Annotated in this window: 18 protein-coding genes; 3 read left to right on the top strand and 15 right to left on the bottom strand. The window is 44.5% G+C overall.

All coding sequences use genetic code 11. From position 1 onward, the window contains the following. Window positions 1–104: 104 nt before the first annotated feature. The 13 genes from ACH59B_RS11075 to ACH59B_RS11015 all read right to left on the bottom strand — a co-directional run bounded on the left by ACH59B_RS11075 (window position 105) and on the right by ACH59B_RS11015 (window position 12182). Window positions 105–1019 (bottom strand): class I SAM-dependent methyltransferase, encoded by a 915-nt coding sequence (locus ACH59B_RS11075; RefSeq protein WP_016821117.1) that lies wholly within the window; start codon window positions 1017–1019, stop codon window positions 105–107. Between the two features lie 127 nt (window positions 1020–1146). Further along, on the bottom strand, window positions 1147–2085 hold the full coding sequence (locus ACH59B_RS11070; protein ID WP_167438426.1) for an ArsR family transcriptional regulator: 939 nt from the start codon (window positions 2083–2085) through the stop codon (window positions 1147–1149). Between the two features lie 148 nt (window positions 2086–2233). Continuing rightward, window positions 2234–3238, bottom strand: coding sequence for a dockerin (locus tag ACH59B_RS11065; protein ID WP_404303733.1), 1005 nt, complete (start codon window positions 3236–3238; stop codon window positions 2234–2236). A gap of 191 nt (window positions 3239–3429) precedes the next feature. Further along, window positions 3430–4587 carry an amidohydrolase gene (locus ACH59B_RS11060; RefSeq protein ID WP_167438427.1) on the bottom strand — a complete coding sequence of 386 codons (1158 nt, stop codon included), beginning with the start codon at window positions 4585–4587 and terminating at the stop codon, window positions 3430–3432. Window positions 4588–4641: 54 nt separating this feature from the next. Further along, window positions 4642–5658, bottom strand: coding sequence for an LLM class flavin-dependent oxidoreductase (locus ACH59B_RS11055; protein ID WP_167438428.1), 1017 nt, complete (start codon window positions 5656–5658; stop codon window positions 4642–4644). A 14-nt stretch (window positions 5659–5672) separates the two neighbouring features. Next, entirely contained in the window at window positions 5673–6425 is a 753-nt protein-coding gene (locus ACH59B_RS11050; RefSeq protein ID WP_019687082.1) for an amino acid ABC transporter ATP-binding protein, read from the bottom strand. Beyond that, window positions 6422–7132: an amino acid ABC transporter permease gene (locus ACH59B_RS11045; RefSeq protein WP_016821111.1), complete on the bottom strand. Its 711-nt coding sequence runs from the start codon at window positions 7130–7132 to the stop codon at window positions 6422–6424. Before ACH59B_RS11045 ends, ACH59B_RS11050 begins: the two co-directional genes overlap by 4 nt. Then, complete coding sequence (locus ACH59B_RS11040; RefSeq protein ID WP_164965526.1) at window positions 7129–7908, bottom strand: amino acid ABC transporter permease; 780 nt, start codon at window positions 7906–7908, stop codon at window positions 7129–7131. The genes ACH59B_RS11045 and ACH59B_RS11040 overlap by 4 nt, the downstream gene beginning before the upstream one ends. Before the next feature lie 76 nt (window positions 7909–7984). Next, window positions 7985–8836, bottom strand: coding sequence for a transporter substrate-binding domain-containing protein (locus tag ACH59B_RS11035; RefSeq protein ID WP_016821109.1), 852 nt, complete (start codon window positions 8834–8836; stop codon window positions 7985–7987). Between the two features lie 160 nt (window positions 8837–8996). Continuing rightward, window positions 8997–9887: a LysR family transcriptional regulator gene (locus ACH59B_RS11030; RefSeq protein ID WP_249507429.1), complete on the bottom strand. Its 891-nt coding sequence runs from the start codon at window positions 9885–9887 to the stop codon at window positions 8997–8999. Window positions 9888–9994: 107 nt separating this feature from the next. After that, on the bottom strand, window positions 9995–10525 hold the full coding sequence (ssuE, locus tag ACH59B_RS11025) for an NADPH-dependent FMN reductase (protein WP_249507428.1): 531 nt from the start codon (window positions 10523–10525) through the stop codon (window positions 9995–9997). 17 nt (window positions 10526–10542) lie between these two features. Beyond that, window positions 10543–11883, bottom strand: a complete 1341-nt coding sequence (locus tag ACH59B_RS11020; RefSeq protein ID WP_019687078.1) for an LLM class flavin-dependent oxidoreductase — start codon at window positions 11881–11883, stop codon at window positions 10543–10545. 29 nt (window positions 11884–11912) lie between these two features. After that, window positions 11913–12182 (bottom strand): glutaredoxin family protein, encoded by a 270-nt coding sequence (locus ACH59B_RS11015; protein WP_013370895.1) that lies wholly within the window; start codon window positions 12180–12182, stop codon window positions 11913–11915. A gap of 271 nt (window positions 12183–12453) precedes the next feature. On the opposite strand from ACH59B_RS11015, the gene ACH59B_RS11010 reads away from it, so the two are divergent. Then, the gene (locus tag ACH59B_RS11010; protein ID WP_019687077.1) at window positions 12454–13323 is read left to right on the top strand and encodes a DUF421 domain-containing protein; all 870 of its coding nucleotides are present in this window, start codon (window positions 12454–12456) and stop codon (window positions 13321–13323) included. A 120-nt stretch (window positions 13324–13443) separates the two neighbouring features. On the opposite strand, the gene ACH59B_RS11005 is transcribed toward ACH59B_RS11010, so the two are convergent. Beyond that, the gene (locus tag ACH59B_RS11005; protein WP_019687076.1) at window positions 13444–13773 is read right to left on the bottom strand and encodes an antibiotic biosynthesis monooxygenase; all 330 of its coding nucleotides are present in this window, start codon (window positions 13771–13773) and stop codon (window positions 13444–13446) included. A gap of 131 nt (window positions 13774–13904) precedes the next feature. Between ACH59B_RS11005 and ACH59B_RS11000 the strand changes: the two genes are divergently transcribed. Next, window positions 13905–14771, top strand: coding sequence for a LysR family transcriptional regulator (locus ACH59B_RS11000; RefSeq protein ID WP_017428365.1), 867 nt, complete (start codon window positions 13905–13907; stop codon window positions 14769–14771). A 5-nt stretch (window positions 14772–14776) separates the two neighbouring features. Here ACH59B_RS11000 and ACH59B_RS10995 read toward each other — a convergent pair whose 3' ends face one another. Further along, window positions 14777–15964 (bottom strand): GTP-binding protein, encoded by a 1188-nt coding sequence (locus ACH59B_RS10995; protein ID WP_017428364.1) that lies wholly within the window; start codon window positions 15962–15964, stop codon window positions 14777–14779. Between the two features lie 183 nt (window positions 15965–16147). On the opposite strand from ACH59B_RS10995, the gene ACH59B_RS10990 reads away from it, so the two are divergent. Further along, the gene (locus tag ACH59B_RS10990) at window positions 16148–17128 is read left to right on the top strand and encodes a multidrug resistance efflux transporter family protein (protein WP_025364719.1); all 981 of its coding nucleotides are present in this window, start codon (window positions 16148–16150) and stop codon (window positions 17126–17128) included. Window positions 17129–17177 lie beyond the last annotated feature (49 nt).

The following is a 17177-nucleotide window of genomic DNA, read 5'->3' as shown; positions in this document are numbered from 1 at the left end:
AAAACTCTGCTCATCAATATCTATCCGAATTCTTGTACAAATATAAATAAAACCTCTCAATCCCTAATAGTAGATTGAGAGGCTGTCTCTTATTTATTGTTATATTATTTTTTTATAGCATGGATATAATGAATCGTTTCGAATGCGGACAAATAATCTGCCCTCTCACCAAAGAAAAGGCTATTTATTGTATCCGGGGATAGATGTTCATAAATTAGTAAATCTGAAGCTTCTAACATTCCCTCAATTTCATCATAAGCAAAGCATGATTTCATGGGTTCTCCACTTACTGAAGCCATTTTTACCATATTTTCAACTCGATTAGACATGCCTTTCTCTTTAAAAAGGTTTTCATCTGCATAGTCAAAAACGATCGAACTCCCCGACGGGACCTTGGTAAACAAATGATTTATTAATCTTGAAATTTCCTCCTTAGTTAAATAATAAGAAACACCCAGAAGGCTAAAGAATGTTTTTTTATTAGCAAACCCTTCATCCAATAGATTGGAATACGAAAATGGATGGGCAAAGTCCATAGAAACCAGATGAAGATTGCTCGGTATTTTTAAATTTGCATGAGCTAACCTTTTCTTTTTAGATTCCTGTGTTGCTGGATGATCCATTTCAAATATTTCTAAGCTATTTTTCAATTCTGGATGTCGGAAACAAAACGTATCTAACCCGGCCCCTAGTATGACATACTGCTGTAATCCTAACCTAACTTCATTAAGTAATACTTTTTCACAATATGCAGCACGTGCTAAGGTCGTTGGAGAAAGTTGAACTTGTGTAATCCATTTTAAAATTTCATCCGGATCATCTTTGAACCTTTGCGCAATATCTTTATTGAAAAACGCTATTCCTTTAATCATATTCTCTCTGATATCTGAAAACTCATTTTGGGAAATTAAATCTTTAGCCATAAAATCATCAAAAATTTTGGGTGTGTCATGTTGACTATGATATGCTCGGCCAAAAGCTGATATTAAGGAAGTTAAACTAGACTCATTTGGCTTCATACATTGATCCTCCTATAAAAACAATAATAAGATTCCCCTGGCCAGGAGAATCTTATTATAATATCAATAGGATTAATTGTAAATTATAGCACAAATAAATATTTTTGTCAATAATTAATATTGCGATCTACTTTCGCTCCATATAACCAAGGATACTCCAATGCATCTCATCCACAGCCGTAAGCCGTGCACTGTAGCCAAGCAATGTTTCGCCATCAAAATGTGCATGAATAAAGCCAGCGGCACGGAGCTTAAATATATGATCATGCGTGATTCCCTTGGATAGCTTGAGATGACGGACAATCTCAATAAAGGTTCGCGGAGACTGGCTTTGGTACAAATATTTTAAAATCTTGAGCCTGCTCTTCTCTCCCAAACTTCGAATCATTCGGTATTCCTGTGGTGATAAAAAATCATCCTCCTGAACATATACTCCTGCGGAATAATGACATAACAAAAGTGACCCAAATCGATAAATAATATTCATCGGCTGAAAATGATATTGCGGTACCAGCAACACTTGCGTCAGTCCAGCGGAAGGCTCGAATCGGAAGCCATTAGTTATACGATCCACCCGCTCCATAGAGCTATATGCGTTCTCCTCCCGTTTTCTGCATTCAGCTTCCAGTTCCAGGCCGCTAAGGATACTTGTATCCACGTGACGAAAATACTCCTCGTTCCAGCCGGATAGCAGTTGCAAAGCAAGTTTACGGAGGTTCTCCATGTCGTCAGACAGCGGAATCCCATAGGCTGATGCCTGTTGCTTTAGTTCCTGTAAAGACTGGCTTTCCAAACGATCCACGACCTCTTCAACGCCCCCCTGATCAGAAAGCATACATACAAGTCCATAAATAATTTTCCAGTCTGCATTGATTTCCATGGACTCCAGTAACGCGGACAGCCTCGGAGACAGCGTTCCACGCACTTGGTCCGCCCATCTGGATGCTATTAAATCTGTCTTCTTATACGCTTTACGACAAATAAAAGTGTGTAAGCTGCTGAGCAGCTCAAACACTGGTCCATATGCTACATGTACATCATAAGGAGCATTCACGTCGTGACTCATCGCTTTCTGTCCTCTTTTCTTTCATATCTGATGTCCATTATACATACTATCGTACATCCGTTCATTCTTAGTGATTCATTCATACGAAAATGAAGGCACAATACTGATGCAAAGCCAAAGTCAGTCCCATCCGAGTCAAACTGTTTATCTATAAAATAAAAAAGGTTGTCTCCCACCAAAAATCGCAGGAGACAACCTTTGAATACATACATTTTCTTTTAACGGGTGGGAAAACGAGAGGTGTCCTTCTTGACCTGGCTCCAGGTATAACGCAACATCCAGGTATCCCACTCCGTAATTTTAGGAGAATTTCCGGCCCACATAATCGTAGGCACAGGAACCCGCCAGGTGGACGCTCGTGCTCTTCATAGAAATCAGGCAAGCCGAATCCATGCCCCATCTCATGCTCTGTGATCTGAACTTCATCCGAATTCAAGGTGCTCAGGATATAATCATCAGGCATACGTTGTCCCCAGTCACCACCGGCTCCACCCTGAAAATTAGACGTTCCCCATAAGTACATATCAAATCGCTTGTCCAGTCCCCCCGGATACGTATAGTTAGGGTCCATAAAATGTTCAAATCTCGACAGTGCATTAGGAGCAACCGGAAGTTTTGCCGGAATATTGGGGTCTGTTTTACTCAAGTCATCGGTAATCGTATCCGTGTAAACGATTTCATTCGATTGTTTGTTAAGGATCTGCGACGGATTTGCAACGGCCCAGCCTACTATTTTTACAGTAATATAATCATACGGCCAGCCGTCATATCCTTTTAGCTGCTTATTCCAGTTATTTATTTGGCGACTTAGCATGGAAGCCATATCTTTACGTTGCTGAAGAGTGATATTTTTAGAGGATTGCCAGCGCACTACATAATTTATCGTTCCTTTTCCCGCATAAATTTGATCAAAAATCAAATTTTTACGGTTGGTCGAGCCTTCTTTGACTATCCTATTCTTCCAAACCCATTCTACCGAAGGCTTAAATCTAGCAGGTATTTCAGCGGCAGCCAAGCTATTACTGGTTATTTCTATATTCGAGGTGCTTTCATAATCTGAGGCTGCTGAACCGACATTAGCTCCGCCAACCAGTAAAGAAGCAGCCATTACCAATGAAAAAGAAGCCATGATCATTCCTTTTTTCTTCGGCATTTTTTCAACCTCCGTACCTGTTATTTTTACGAGCACATTCAAAATAACAAACGTTTATCTCTCACCTACACCCACTCTCAATTTTGAATTAAATAACAATTTTATATTATCATTGGAATAATATACCGTCAAACAAAAAGATCCCCTCTTCATAGAGAGGGGATCAGCATCCATAGAGTAGCGTTGTGTTCCTACTCTATGGATTTCAACGCCGATTCAGCCAGTGAAGCTAGCAGCTTCGCTGTTCCCGGCAGCGCGCGTTCGTCCAGATCAAAGGCAGGATGATGCCATTCCTGGCTTCCCGCAGTGCCGACAAAGACAAACACACCTGGGACGTTCTTCTGATAAAATCCAAAGTCCTCGCTTGCCGAGGAAGGTATGGGACGAACGACCTCCAGACCAACCGCTTCGGCCGCCTGCACCGCGATTACAGCCAACTTACCGTCGTTCAGTACAGGTGGCGGACCCTCGATCCAGCGAATGGTCGCTTTCGTGCCAAAAGCATCGGCTACGCCCTTGACGACCTGCTCGAAGCGTTCAGCCACCTGGGCTCGAACATTCTCGTCAAATGTGCGGATGGTTCCGTCCAAATGAGCGCGGTCTGGGATGATGTTCCAAGCATTGCCACTGTGCAGCTTCGTGACACTGATGACCGCGCTATCGAGCGGGTTAACGCTCCTGCTCACAATCGATTGCAGTGCCGTAATGATATGCGACGATACCACAATGGGGTCAATCCCTGCATGCGGAACTGCCGCATGTGTGCTCTGACCCTCCACCTCAATGTAAAATCCGTCTGCCGCTGCCATTAGCGGTCCTTCTTTGATACCGACCGTGCCTACGGGCAGGTCTGGTTTGTTATGCAGGCCGAAGATGGCCTGCACCCCTGCCAGCGCACCGCTGTCCAGCACTTGGGCAGCGCCTTTGGCTTTCTCCTCAGCTGGCTGGAACACCAGTCGAACCGTCCCTTTCAGCTTTTGCTCCCGCTGCTTCAGCAATGCGGCTGCACCTAACAGGGATGCCGTATGAAAATCATGCCCACAGGCATGCATCTTGCCAGGATGTAGCGAAGCATAGGGTAATCCCGTCTCCTCCTGGATGGGCAGTGCATCAATGTCTGCACGAAGCGCAACCGTTGGACCTTCCTGCTGTCCGCCGATTTCCGCTACCAATCCGGTACGCAGCGGCACATCCAAAATCGTTATATCCTGTTCTTTGAGCAGGCGGCGAATATAGGCGGTAGTTTCAACCTCCTCGTTAGACAGCTCGGGATAACGGTGCAGATGACGGCGAATCTCCACCAATTTCTGCTCCAAAACCTGCTCCTTCGTCCCGGTTGATCCACTCATCCCTATTCCTCCTTCTTGAATCCATATTGGTTACAATTTTTATGTCAATAGTATCTAGGACTGCACAGGCAACCCGGCAAAAGCTTCATGCAACAACTCGAATGAGCGCACACGCTTGCCGATATCCCGTATGCCTGTCGTTACAATCAGCTCATCTGCCTGATACTTCGCTTGTATTTCAGTCAGCGCAGTATAAATTTCATCTTTATTTCCTTTGTTAATTTGTGCTTGTGTGACTTCAATTGTATATTTTTCACCCGATTGCTTACCGAATTCCTCTGCACTTTCCAGCGCCCCCACTGTAGCCGTTTTGCCACTGGCCAGATGAATCTTGTACAGCTTCTGCTCACCTGCCAACTCCGCTGCTTCCTCGGAAGTGTCTGCCACAATAACCGATAGCGCAAAAAGTGCCTTTGGTTCACGCCCATAACTGTAATCGAAAGACTCCCGATACGTACGGAATGAATCCAGTGCAACCTGCTCACTACTGTTAATAAATTGCGAAAAAACATAGGGCAACCCCAAACGCGCAGCAATTCCAGCGCTGTCTGTACTTGTACCCAAAACATAAATCTCTGCTGGGATTTCTGGAATCGGATTCGCCTGTAATCCGGCCAGCGGTCCTTCTTCAATCGGGATATTATGAATATAGCGGCTTACTTCATCAATTTTCTCTTCAAGAGAAGGCGCATCATGCACGTTACGTTGTAACGCCTGTGTAGATTTCGGCAACCCGCCTGGCGCACGTCCGATACCTAAATCTACACGCCCCGGTGCAAGAGAGGCTAGCACATTAAAGTTTTCAGCCACTTTATATGGACTGTAATGCTGAAGCATTACCCCGCCAGACCCGATGGTAATACGCTCGGTACGTGCTAATAGATGGGAAATAAGCACCTCTGGTGATGAGCCTGCAACCTGCTCGGAATCATGATGTTCTGATACCCAAAAGCGTGTGAATCCCAGCTCTTCTACACGCTGCGCCAGCTTAATTGTGTTGCGAAGGGCCTGTGCCGCCGTTTCACCCTCGTGTATAGGGCTTTGATCCAATACTCCGATTTTTATGCTCATGTCTCCCTCTCCCGTCAAATGGAATAGTTATATTCTGGTGTAATTCGCTTCAGAAATTGCTGAGTACGTTCCTCTTTGGGGTGATTAAAAATAGCGTCCGGTGTGCCTTCCTCGATAATATGACCACCATCCATAAAAACCACATGATTAGAAACATCACGCGCAAAGCCCATCTCATGTGTCACAACAATCATTGTTATGCCTTCCTTTGCGATTTTGCGGATCACCGACAGAACCTCACCCACCAGTTCAGGATCTAATGCCGAAGTCGGCTCATCGAACAAAATCACCTCCGGGTTCAGCGCCAAAGCGCGCGCGATGCCGACACGCTGCTGCTGCCCGCCGGATAGCTGGCTCGGATAATGATTCAGTTTTTCGCCGAGGCCAACCTTTTCCAGCACTTCAATACTGATTTTTTTCGCTTCCTCCTGCTTAACCTTGCGGACAACAATGAGTCCCTCCATGACATTTTCCAGCGCAGTTTTATGCTTGAACAAATGATATTGCTGGAAGACCATAGCCGTCTTTTTACGCAAGGCCAAGACATCCTTCTTCGCAGGTCGCTTGCAGTTCACGGTAAAATCGCCAATGCTGACTTCTCCGTCATTCGGCTTTTCCAGATAATTAATGCAGCGTAGCAAGGTTGTTTTTCCTGAACCGCTTGGTCCTAAGATAACAACGACCTCGCCTTTGTTTACCGTCAAATCAATGCCTTTGAGCACTTCATGTTTGCCGAACGACTTTGTAATATTTTGCAGACGGATCATGATGCTCGACCTCCATTAAACACATTGATTTTTTTCTCCACCAAGCCGGATATTCGCTCAATCAATACCGTCAAGCCCCAAAATAGCAGTGCTGCCGCAATATACACCTCTAAATATTTCCAGTTGGTGGATGCCAGAATTTCAGCCTGTGCCTGGATTTCCGTGACCGAAACCGTGAAGGCCAAGGTAGAGCCATGCAGCATCCCAATAACCGAATTCGTCAGGTTCGGCAAACTCACCACAAACGCCTGTGGAAATACGATGCGTCTCAATACTTGCCATGTCGTCATACCAACCGCATAAGCCGCCTCAATTTGGCCCTTGTTGACCGACTGGATTCCGGAACGGACGACCTCAGACATATAGGCACCACTGGTAATGGAGAACGAAATGAGTGCAAATACCATATAAGGAACGTCTTTGGATTGCAGTGACCAACCGAAATGCTTCGCTCCTGCATCAATCAACAAGGGCAAACTGAAATAAATAAGCAGCAGATGCATCAGCATCGGTGTACCTCGGATAAAAGTAACGTAAGCGTGAGAGATTTGCGACAACACAGGAACGTTATAAATTCGTGCCAACGCCGTTATAATCCCGATGACCAACCCTGCCAGCACGGAAACCACTGTAATGATTAAAGTGTTGGGCAACGCCGAGAACAATCCCAAAAAGGCGGTGTATACAAATCCAAAGTCCAGACTCATATGCCTTTACCTCCTTTACTCAGACGAGGACTTCTCAGGTAACGCACCACAAAACCTTTTCGTTTTGCGGGCTCTTTCTGTACTGAATCTCTATGCTCATGCCGGAGAAGCGTATTTTCCAGCACCTTGAATAATTTTTGTACAATCAGACTGATCACCAGATAGATAAGAGACAACGCGATATACGTTTCAACAAAATGCTGGGTAGCCGAGCCTAATGTTTGCGATTTTCCTGTCATCTCCATCGCACCGATGGTAAACGCCAGCGAAGTATCCTTCAAATTACCAATGACCAGATTGGAAAATACGGGAACCACCACAGCCAGCGCTTGTGGCAAGATGATACGTGTAAAAGTCTGATAGCCTGACATGCCGACTGACTGTGCAGCCTCGATTTGTCCCCGTTCTACAGCTCCTACACCAGACCTGATAATTTCAGAAATAAAGGCTCCACTGTTGAGCGCATAGGTCGCTACAGCAAACCACAGCACATCCCACCTGGAGGAATTGATATCCACCAGCTTTAGTAGCTCTGGCAGGCCGTAATACACCAGAAACAATTGAATTAGAATAGGGGTTCCACGGAAAAAAGAAACATACACCTGAGAAACACGTTTGAGAAATGGAATGTTATACATGCGAGGCAGCGCAACCAACAGACCAATGATCAGTCCCAACACAAGCGAGCTTGCCACAATAAACAAGGTGATGTGCAAATAGGACAGCATTTTCGGGATAAAGCTAAAAACATAATCAATATTGAACTCTCTGCTCATATGCCTGCCTCCTTTCTATACATCAGCGGTCAGAATACATAAAGTACCCTGACCGCTGAAATGTCCAAGTCTGTCCTTACTTCTTACTGCTGGAACCTTCTTTTTTCACATCCTCCAGGGACTTTGTGAAGTCCTCTCCAAGCCATTTGATGCTCAGCTTCGACAACGTGCCGTCGTCCTTCACTTCCTGAATGGCTTTGTCCAGGTCATCCGCCAATCCTTGCTCATTTTTGTTCAGTACATACAGCACATCTGATTGAGTCAAAGGATCACCGACGGTTTTCAGAGCTACTTCTCCTTTTTCATCGGTGTTAAAACGGTTCGCAAAGTCTGTCGTAATGGTCGCATCTATTCGGCCGCTCGTAATTTGTTGCACCGTATCATTGGCTGCACCACTCGTATATACGATATTCAGAGCATCCCCGTGGGTTTTGTTATACTCTTTCAGCACATACGCCGCATTACTGGTTGGACTGGTAAGTACCTTTTTCCCTTTTAAATCATCAATGGAATGAATGCTATTATTATCCTTCGCTACAGCCACTCTGTTCAGAAAAATGCTATACGGATTTTTGTTGAACAGATACTTGGCTTCGCGTTCCGGGTTTTTCTCCATTTGATGCGATACCAGATCAATCTTGCCGGCATCGAGACTGAGCAGCAGATTTCCAAAATCCATCGTTTTGAATTCAAACTCGTATTGAGGCAGGCGCTTGTCCAGCTCCTTAATCAGCTCCACATCAAAGCCTGTTAAATTTCCATTTTCGTCAATAAAGCATACATTTTTAAATTGAGTACCTGTGCCTACGATAATTTTCTTCACGTCTCCGCTTGAACCTGACGCACTAGACGTGTCATCTGAGGAACCGCAGCCTGCCAACACCAGAATGATTGCCATAACAGACAATATTGCAAACCACTTTTTCATATGAATCCCCCTCATCTCTTTGCATATCAGCAGTTTGCGACATACATGGTAGCTATAACATTTGATATTTTATAATTCCTATAAACTTAATCGGTTTTAGGATGTGATTAATTTAACACTTGGAAATCAATACGTCAATCCACCAACCTATAGAACTTTTCTATAACAAAACAGCCTCCCGGAAGCCTTCTGTCAGTGCATCTGCAAAATCCGAGGTCACTGCGCAGTCTTCTTTGGTTGCGATTATGCTAATCTGCATAGATACCCCAGCCACCTCTGGAACATGAATGCGGAACAGCTTTTGATCCTTCACTTCACGGTTCACACAGACATCCGGTAAAAAGGCAATGCCCGCCTCTTGCAATACCAGCTTTTTGGCCGTGACCACATTGTCTACCTGAAAAGCTATATCCGGTGGCTGCTCCAGTGATTCAAAAGATCGATGAATCCTCATCCAATCTAATGATCCGCATTCAAAAAACACCAGTGTTTCACGTTGGATATCCTGTATGCTAGCCTTACCTGTCTTCGTAAACGGGTGGCCTTCATATACATACAGGGAAATCGGGTCTTCATAAAAGGCAAGCGTACGAATAGCCGGATGCATCACTTTACGGACAAAACTAATGTCTACCTCACGGTTCAACAGCTTATGTACCAGTTGATCCGTCGTAGCCGTCACAATTTTGTAGTTGATTTCCGGATACCGAGCACGAAGCTGCTTTAATATTTCAGGAATAATGTAGTTCGACACCGATATCGTGCAGCCGATTCGAATTTGCTGAGGGGCTTTCTTGCGCTGTTGAAGCTTTTGCTTCCCTTTTTGCAGCACTTGGAGCATCTGCTCCGCATAAGGAAGGAACTTTCGTCCATCCTCCGTTAGAATCGTTTGTTTGCTTTGACGGTCGAATAACTTACACTCAAGCTCGCGTTCCAGCGTCTGAATCCGGGCTGTGACAGAGGGCTGTGACAAGAACAACGCTTCTGCCGCCTTATTAAAACTTCCATAATGATTCACGTATACAAAGGCTTCCATATTATCGATATTCATACGCAAGTCCCCCAGTAAGTTTTATATACATTTATCCAATGAGTTAACTTGGTTTTTTGTATCATAAAACTCACTGAACGACCTGTCAATGGAAATATTGAAAATATCTATAACTTTAACAGTTCATTTAGTTCTTTAACCGAACGGTCCAATCGTACAACCAACTCTTCGGACAATCCATATGCTCCACCCGGCAGGCGCTCGACCCACTGATCCACCGCATACACCCCACCAAGAATATGTCTTCCCCCCAGCGCGTTGAGCACCGGCTTCAGGGCGTAGTCAATGACCAGCAGATGGGCCAGTGTACCGCCGATAAATAAAGGCAAGACAGGTTTCTCTCTCAGACCTTCCTGCGGAACCAGATCCAGAAATATTTTCAATAGCCCTGAATAGGCGGCTTTATATACTGGCGAAGCCACAATGACGGCATCTGCGTCTGCAAGCAACGCAAGCGATGCTGTGACGTCGGGACTATTAAAGTTAGCTTTGATCAAATCCTCAGCTGGCAAGTCGACCACATTCAGTAATGTAACCTCTGCTCCAGCCTCCCGTAACTGCTCAGTTGTATAGTAAATCAAGCCGTACAAACGGGATTGTGTAGATGGACTGCCTGATAGGATGACAACCTTGGACATCTCATTCCCTCCTTCTGTTATACGTCAACTTTCACTTTGGATCTGGCTGCTGTATAACGATTCTCAGGAATCGGTACGCCCAGGTTTTCACGCAATGTGCTAAATTCATAATCCTGACGGTAAATACCGCGCTCCTGCAAAATAGGCACAACTAGATTTACGAAATCATGTAGGCCCGTTGGTACGTCGGAACCGATAATGAATCCGTCTGCGCCTTTTCCTTCAAACCACTCTTGCACTCGATCCGCTACCTGCTCAGCAGTTCCAATAAAAGAGGTTCTCGGCGTAGCTGAACGTAATGCAACCTCACGCAGGGTCAAATTCTGCTCTTTGGCTGTTCGTTTGATTTTATCTGTACCGCTACGGAATGAATTACTGCCAATACCCTCAAGCTCAGGGAATGGCTCATCCAGCGGATATTGTGAGAAATCATGATGATCGAAGAAACGCCCCAAATATTTTAACGCAGCCTCGATCGTTACTAGATTGGTAATCTCCTCATACTTGCGTTCCGCTTCCTCTGGCGTACTGCCGATAATCGGCGAAATGCCTGGCAAAATGACAATATCCTCTTCTGATCTGCCATAGCGTACCGCACGTTCCTTCACATCACGGTAAAACTGCTGTGCTTCCTCCAAGGTTTCATGTCCTGTAAATACAGCATCCGCTTCCTTGGCAGCCAGGTTTTTGCCATCTTCTGAGGAACCCGCCTGGAAAATGACCGGCTGTCCCTGCTTGGATCGTCCAATGTTCAGCGGGCCCTGCACAGAGAAAAACTCACCTTTGTGGTTCAGTGTATGCAGCTTGTCGGGATCAAAGAATACGCCGGCTTCCTTATCACGAACGAACGCATCCTCTTCCCACGAGTCCCATAGTCCTTTGGTCACCTGCAAATATTCATCGGCAATTTTATAGCGCTGTGGATGCGATGGATGCTCCCCTTTGTTAAAGTTAAGAGCAGAACCTTCCAGCGGGGAAGTCACTACATTCCAGCCTGCACGACCTCCACTAATATGATCAATGGAAGAAAACTGGCGTGCTACCGTGAACGGTTCGCTATAGGAAGTCGACAATGTGCCGACCAGTCCGATATGCTTCGTCACCCCAGCCAAAGCAGACAAAATCGTAATTGGCTCAAAACGGTTCAGAAAGTGAGGAATGGATTTTTCGTTAATAAACAAACCGTCTGCGATAAATACGAGATCAAACTTCCCTTCCTCTGCCTTTTGCGCCTGCGTTTTATAAAATTCAAAATTAACACTGGCATCCGCCGGTACATCAGGGTGGCGCCAAGTCGTCATGCTTCCCCCAACACCGTGAATTATCGCACCCAATTTAATCTGTCTATTCTTAGCCATGGCTCTTCCACCTCTCCTGAATATAATTGTTATACCGCTTGATTATAACTTTCCAGCACTTTACCCAGCTCTTCCAGATCCGGGTTAAGAAGTGCTTCATATTTGTTATCTCCACCTATCTCTACGACAGGAACATAGCGGATACCATATTTGGTCTCCAACACATCACGCAGTGCATCATTACCGTCCACTTGGATATTTTCATACGGCTGATTTTGGGATTCTAGGTACGATTTTATCTCTCCACAAAAATGACAGCCGGTTTTGCTCCACACTACAACTTTAGGTTTGGATGACATATACATACCTCCGCGAGTTTAATGTTTATAATCCCGATTGATTAAATATGAATTATATCTATAATGTATCCTGCTCCCTCCTTTCCGTCAATCGCTTGACTAATAGACAATGGTAATTGAACGATAGAAAATTTTAATTTTATATTGCATTGAATCGGATAGGTGACAGCCTGTTATTTAAATTTGGGTAGATTAGAGTTTAAATGGGACTTGGCGCGGACATCCTTGGAATAGTAGCGCCCTTATGGCGAAATGAAATGAGGTTGGACAAATGCAGGAATGGACCATTGTAGCTTTACGTACGTTATTAGCCATCGTTATTCTTTTTGTGATTACCAAGATTCTCGGAAAACGTCAGGTATCACAGCTTTCCTTGTTCGAATATATAACTGGAATCACCATCGGTAACTTGGCTGCTTCTATCCCTTTGGAACGCGAATCCTCCTGGTACTTGGGTACTGTATCGTTAGCCGTATGGGTACTGACAACACTTGGCATTGAATTTTTGCAAATTAAAAGCAAGAAAGTCAGGGATTTATCAGATGGAAAGACGACAGTCCTAATCAAAGACGGCAAAATTTTAGAGGATAATCTGAGAAAAGAGCGACTCACCCTGGATGAACTCATGGAACAGCTTCGAAGCAAGAATGTATTCAAAGTAGCTGATGTAGAATTTGCTCTTATGGAAACTAGTGGCGAAGTTAATGTGCTGTTAACCAAAGACAAGCAGCCTGTGACGCTTAAGGATCTGAATATGCTGCAGCTACCGGAGAAGGAACCTACAGCAGTCATTATGGATGGACAACTTATGGAGCAACAAATGGCATACATGGGGATTACTCAGCAATGGCTGGATGCCAAGCTAAAGGAAAAGAGTCTAACGGTCAAAGATGTGTTTTTTGCCCAGGTGGACACACAAGGAGAACTATATATTGACCAATATAGCGATAATGTACAACAATCCAAGGTACAGGACTCTAATCAAGCCGTGCTGACTCTATTAGAACAGTGCACTACTGAATTGCAAAAGCTCGCATCTGGCTCCAGTGAGCAGCAAAGAAAACAACTATACGAACAATGCTCACAAAGTTTGAAAGAAGCTATACAGGAGATGAAGCCGGTAAATACATCTAACTCCTGAGCATATACACATAGCCCGTAAGAGTATAAGCATAGGAACAAAAAAAGGAGCGTCCTGCCAGCCGTTTATGGCTTGGAAGACGCTCCTTTTGTAATTACAGGGCCAGTGCGCATTTCATGTTTACACTGTAAAAAAATAATCTCGCTCTACCTTGCTCACTCTTAAACCGAATGCTGTATACCACTCGGATTTCCCTTTCTCCTGTGCTACCTTGTGCAACTCGTTATCCTTCCAATGTTTTATAGCGTCCAAAGACTCCCAATAGGACACTGTGATGCCCACTCCGTTTTGGTTACGAACACTTTCCACACCTAGAAAGCCAGGCTGCTTGGCAGCCAGTTCCACCATTTTGTCCCCCATCTTTCCGTATCCACCATCCCCTTCCGAACGTTCAGAAGTAAAAATAGCTGCATAATAAGGGGGTTGTGGTGTCTTTGCAATTGAACTCATAGGTACCTCCCAGAAATTAATGATTAATCGGCATTTTTCTCAAGTTCGATTATAACCACAAAGCTGAGATAAAAAAAATGAATATATGTGATATTATGTATGAATATATTTCATTCTAAGTTGGAGGACATATGAATTTGTTTAAATATAAGGTCTTTCTTAGCGTAATAGAAGCAGGAAGCTTTACCAAAGCAGGAGAACTTCTCAATCTTACACAATCCGCTATTAGCCATGCCGTTTCCGCTTTGGAGCAGGAATTGGGCCTGACTCTTTTAATTAGAGGACGTTCAGGCATCCAATTGACCAGCAACGGAGAACGTCTGATGAAGCATTTCAGAGAAATCATACAAATGAATGAAAAGCTGTATCAAGAGGTCGCCCTCATCAAAGGATTGGAAACCGGAACTGTAAAGATAGGCACATTCTCAAGTGTATCCATCCATTGGTTGCCTGGGATTATCCAAAAGTTTAACGAGCAGTTCCCACTTATTGAACTAAAGTTGCTTGACGGGAACTACCATGACATTGAAAAATGGATAGCCAGCGGAGAAGCTGATTTTGGCTTCGTTAATCTGCCTACTCTCGATGGACTGGAAGTATTACCGTTAAAAAAAGAAAGAATGCTGTGCGTACTTCCATCTAATCATGTGCTTCGGGAGCAAACAAGCATACGTGTGGATCAGCTTCTCCATGAACCCTTCATTATGCCGGCTTCAGGCTGTGACACAGATGTACAGAGAATTTTTTCCCAGCATAAGCTTGTTCCGAAAATCAAATATGAATTAGAAGATGATCATGCCATTATGGCTATGGTGCAAAATGGCCTGGGCGTAAGTATCCTGCCCGAAATGATTTTAGTGCAAAACCCTTATGAAATTTGTATTCGGCCCTTGGATGGACCATATTTCCGTTCCGTTGGTATCGCTACTGCCTCCTCAAAGAACATGGCTCCAGCCGCCAAAAAGTGTATGGATTTTATTACTGAATGGATCAACTAGTTTCTTCATGTTGGCCAAGGCAACGGATTCTCAAAGCTGGACCAGTCCATTTCCATTTCGCTATCGTCCAGCAGACATTCATCTAGCTCTTCTTCCAAGTTCAGCCGATTCATTCCGATACCGATCATAACGATTTCGTTCAAGCGGTCTCCCCATTGCTCATCCCAATGGTCCAGAACCTCAGGGTTGGCCGCGACGATTTCCTGCTGTTCTTCTTCTGGCAACGCCGCAAGCCAGCTTCCCGCTGGACCAAATTGAATAGATGGCCCTGCCTGGCTGATACTCGCTGCCCAATCCTGGGGGGCTGCAATCCAGGCCAAACCCTTGGCGCGAACGATTTCCTCCGGCCAGTAGCTCATAAATTCTGCCAATCTTGCAGGATGGAACGGTCTTCTGCGGCGATAAACAAAGGAGTTGATTCCATATTCGTCCGTCTCCGGTGTGTGGCTTTCCAGCTCCAGCTCGCGAATCCATCCAGCGGATTGACTAGCTTTGTCAAAGTTGAACAGCCCCGTATTTAAAATGTCCGTAGGCGTGACCTTTCCCTTGGAGGTGCGAATGATTCGGGCTTCAGGCTGCAATCTCCGCAGCACACCCTCCAGCTTGTCCAGCTCTGCGGGCTGAACCAGATCGCACTTATTCAGAATCAATACATCACAAGTTTCAATCTGGTCAATTAGCAAGTCCGAGATATCACGTGTGTCATCTTCTCCAGTAGCCTGCTTGCGATCCAGCAGCGTTTCTCCTGATTCAAAGTCATGCCAGAAACGGTTCGCATCGACTACAGTCACCATACAATCCAGTTTTGCCAGCGAAGCTAAATCAATGCCTGTTTCTTCATCAGCGTATGTGAAGGTTTGAGCGATGGGTACGGGTTCACTGATGCCTGTAGATTCGATTAATATATAATCAAACTCACCTTGTTCCGCCAGCTTCTTGACCTCAAGTAATAAATCTTCACGCAATGTACAGCAAATACAGCCATTAGACAACTCGACCAGTTTTTCTTCTGTTCGGGACAAGCCGCCCTCTTTCTTAACCAGCTCGGCATCTATATTCACTTCACTCATGTCATTAACGATGACTGCTACTTTCATTCCGTCTCGATTGTTTAATACATGATTCAGAATCGTCGTTTTTCCTGCACCCAAATACCCGCTCAACACGGTTACCGGGATTGGTTTCTTATTCATTGCTGGTGCACTCCCTTTAATATTGGTTTATTATTGTTTTAATCGTAATTATTACTATTAAATCAGCATTCAGAAATATACATTATTCCTTTTGCTTTGTCAACTGTAAAGAAACTCTTGAAATGAATGATCTTGAGTCATTAATATGAGAAATAACGACACTTAAAGAATTAGGAGAATGCTATGCGCTCAATCTGGTTAGGTGTGTTTGCAGCTTTCTTTTTTGCTTTTACATTTGTTCTCAATCGGTCTATGGAGCTGTCTGGAGGAAGCTGGATCTGGAGTGCTTCGTTACGTTATCTGTTTATGGTTCCTATGTTGTTTGTCATTGTCATGGCCCAGCATAAGCTTAAGCCTCTGTGGAAAGTTATGAAGGAACAACCGGGAAGGTGGCTGTGGTGGAGCTTCATCGGATTTGGTTTATTTTATGCTCCGTTATGCTTCGCATCGGCATATTCACCAGGTTGGTTGATCGCAGGAACTTGGCAAATAACCATTATTTCCGGTTCTTTGCTTGTTCCTTTATTTGCTGAGGTTGTCCATACGGAGAACGGACCTGTCAAAGTACGAGAAAAAATCCCTATCCAAGGACTATTGATGTCTCTGATTATTTTAATCGGAATTATTGTGATGCAGGTCGAACAGTCGCAATCTATTTCTACTCAAGATTTTTTATTCGGTATATTGCCTGTCATACTGGCTTCTTTCGCATACCCTTTAGGTAATCGTAAAATGATGGAAGTTTGTGCGGGGCGGTTAGATGCCTATCAACGTGTGCTCGGAATGACTATAGCCAGCCTGCCTTTTTGGTTATTGCTTTCGTTATACGGGGTTTTTAGCACAGGATTGCCAAGCAAGGATCAGACCATACAGTCTGCTCTGGTGGCCGTGTTCTCAGGGGTCATTGCTACGGTTTTATTTTTTAAAGCTACAGATCAGGTACGTGGAAATATGCAAAAGCTGGCCACAGTAGAAGCCACACAATCGCTGGAAGTGCTTTTTGCACTAATGGGGGAATTAATCTTTTTGTCTATCCCCATCCCATCTGCTTGGTCATGGCTGGGAATGTTCATCGTTATCCTTGGTATGAGTCTGCATAGCTATGTATCACATCAAAAAACGACTGTTCAGCAAATACGATCTAAAAAGGCAGATTCCGTTTAGTGCAAAAGCAGCAGATCATAGAAGAGGCTTCTGATCTGCTGCTTTTTGC

Source organism: Paenibacillus sp. DP01, assembly GCF_044784315.1.
In the GTDB taxonomy this organism is placed as follows: Bacteria; Bacillota; Bacilli; order Paenibacillales; family Paenibacillaceae; genus Paenibacillus; species Paenibacillus polymyxa.
The sequence above is the reverse complement of the archived record's forward strand: the minus strand, read 5'-3'. Positions and strand labels throughout refer to the sequence as shown.

What these genes read in the sequence shown, in the direction of transcription:
- ACH59B_RS11070 (WP_167438426.1), bottom strand. Translation starts at nt 2,085, where the DNA reads ATGAGTCACGACGTGAATGCTCCTTATGATGTACATGTAGCATATGGA.
- ACH59B_RS11060 (WP_167438427.1), bottom strand. Translation starts at nt 4,587, where the DNA reads ATGAGTGGATCAACCGGGACGAAGGAGCAGGTTTTGGAGCAGAAATTG.
- ACH59B_RS11005 (WP_019687076.1), bottom strand. Translation starts at nt 13,773, where the DNA reads ATGAGTTCAATTGCAAAGACACCACAACCCCCTTATTATGCAGCTATT.
- ACH59B_RS11015 (WP_013370895.1), bottom strand. Translation starts at nt 12,182, where the DNA reads ATGTCATCCAAACCTAAAGTTGTAGTGTGGAGCAAAACCGGCTGTCAT.
- ACH59B_RS11000 (WP_017428365.1), top strand. Translation starts at nt 13,905, where the DNA reads ATGAATTTGTTTAAATATAAGGTCTTTCTTAGCGTAATAGAAGCAGGA.
- ACH59B_RS11030 (WP_249507429.1), bottom strand. Translation starts at nt 9,887, where the DNA reads ATGAATATCGATAATATGGAAGCCTTTGTATACGTGAATCATTATGGA.
- ACH59B_RS11050 (WP_019687082.1), bottom strand. Translation starts at nt 6,425, where the DNA reads ATGATCCGTCTGCAAAATATTACAAAGTCGTTCGGCAAACATGAAGTG.
- ACH59B_RS11040 (WP_164965526.1), bottom strand. Translation starts at nt 7,908, where the DNA reads ATGAGCAGAGAGTTCAATATTGATTATGTTTTTAGCTTTATCCCGAAA.
- ACH59B_RS10995 (WP_017428364.1), bottom strand. Translation starts at nt 15,964, where the DNA reads ATGAATAAGAAACCAATCCCGGTAACCGTGTTGAGCGGGTATTTGGGT.
- ACH59B_RS11055 (WP_167438428.1), bottom strand. Translation starts at nt 5,658, where the DNA reads ATGAGCATAAAAATCGGAGTATTGGATCAAAGCCCTATACACGAGGGT.
- ssuE (WP_249507428.1), bottom strand. Translation starts at nt 10,525, where the DNA reads ATGTCCAAGGTTGTCATCCTATCAGGCAGTCCATCTACACAATCCCGT.
- ACH59B_RS10990 (WP_025364719.1), top strand. Translation starts at nt 16,148, where the DNA reads ATGCGCTCAATCTGGTTAGGTGTGTTTGCAGCTTTCTTTTTTGCTTTT.
- ACH59B_RS11010 (WP_019687077.1), top strand. Translation starts at nt 12,454, where the DNA reads ATGCAGGAATGGACCATTGTAGCTTTACGTACGTTATTAGCCATCGTT.
- ACH59B_RS11020 (WP_019687078.1), bottom strand. Translation starts at nt 11,883, where the DNA reads ATGGCTAAGAATAGACAGATTAAATTGGGTGCGATAATTCACGGTGTT.
- ACH59B_RS11035 (WP_016821109.1), bottom strand. Translation starts at nt 8,836, where the DNA reads ATGAAAAAGTGGTTTGCAATATTGTCTGTTATGGCAATCATTCTGGTG.
- ACH59B_RS11075 (WP_016821117.1), bottom strand. Translation starts at nt 1,019, where the DNA reads ATGAAGCCAAATGAGTCTAGTTTAACTTCCTTAATATCAGCTTTTGGC.
- ACH59B_RS11045 (WP_016821111.1), bottom strand. Translation starts at nt 7,132, where the DNA reads ATGAGTCTGGACTTTGGATTTGTATACACCGCCTTTTTGGGATTGTTC.
- ACH59B_RS11065 (WP_404303733.1), bottom strand. Translation starts at nt 3,238, where the DNA reads ATGCCGAAGAAAAAAGGAATGATCATGGCTTCTTTTTCATTGGTAATG.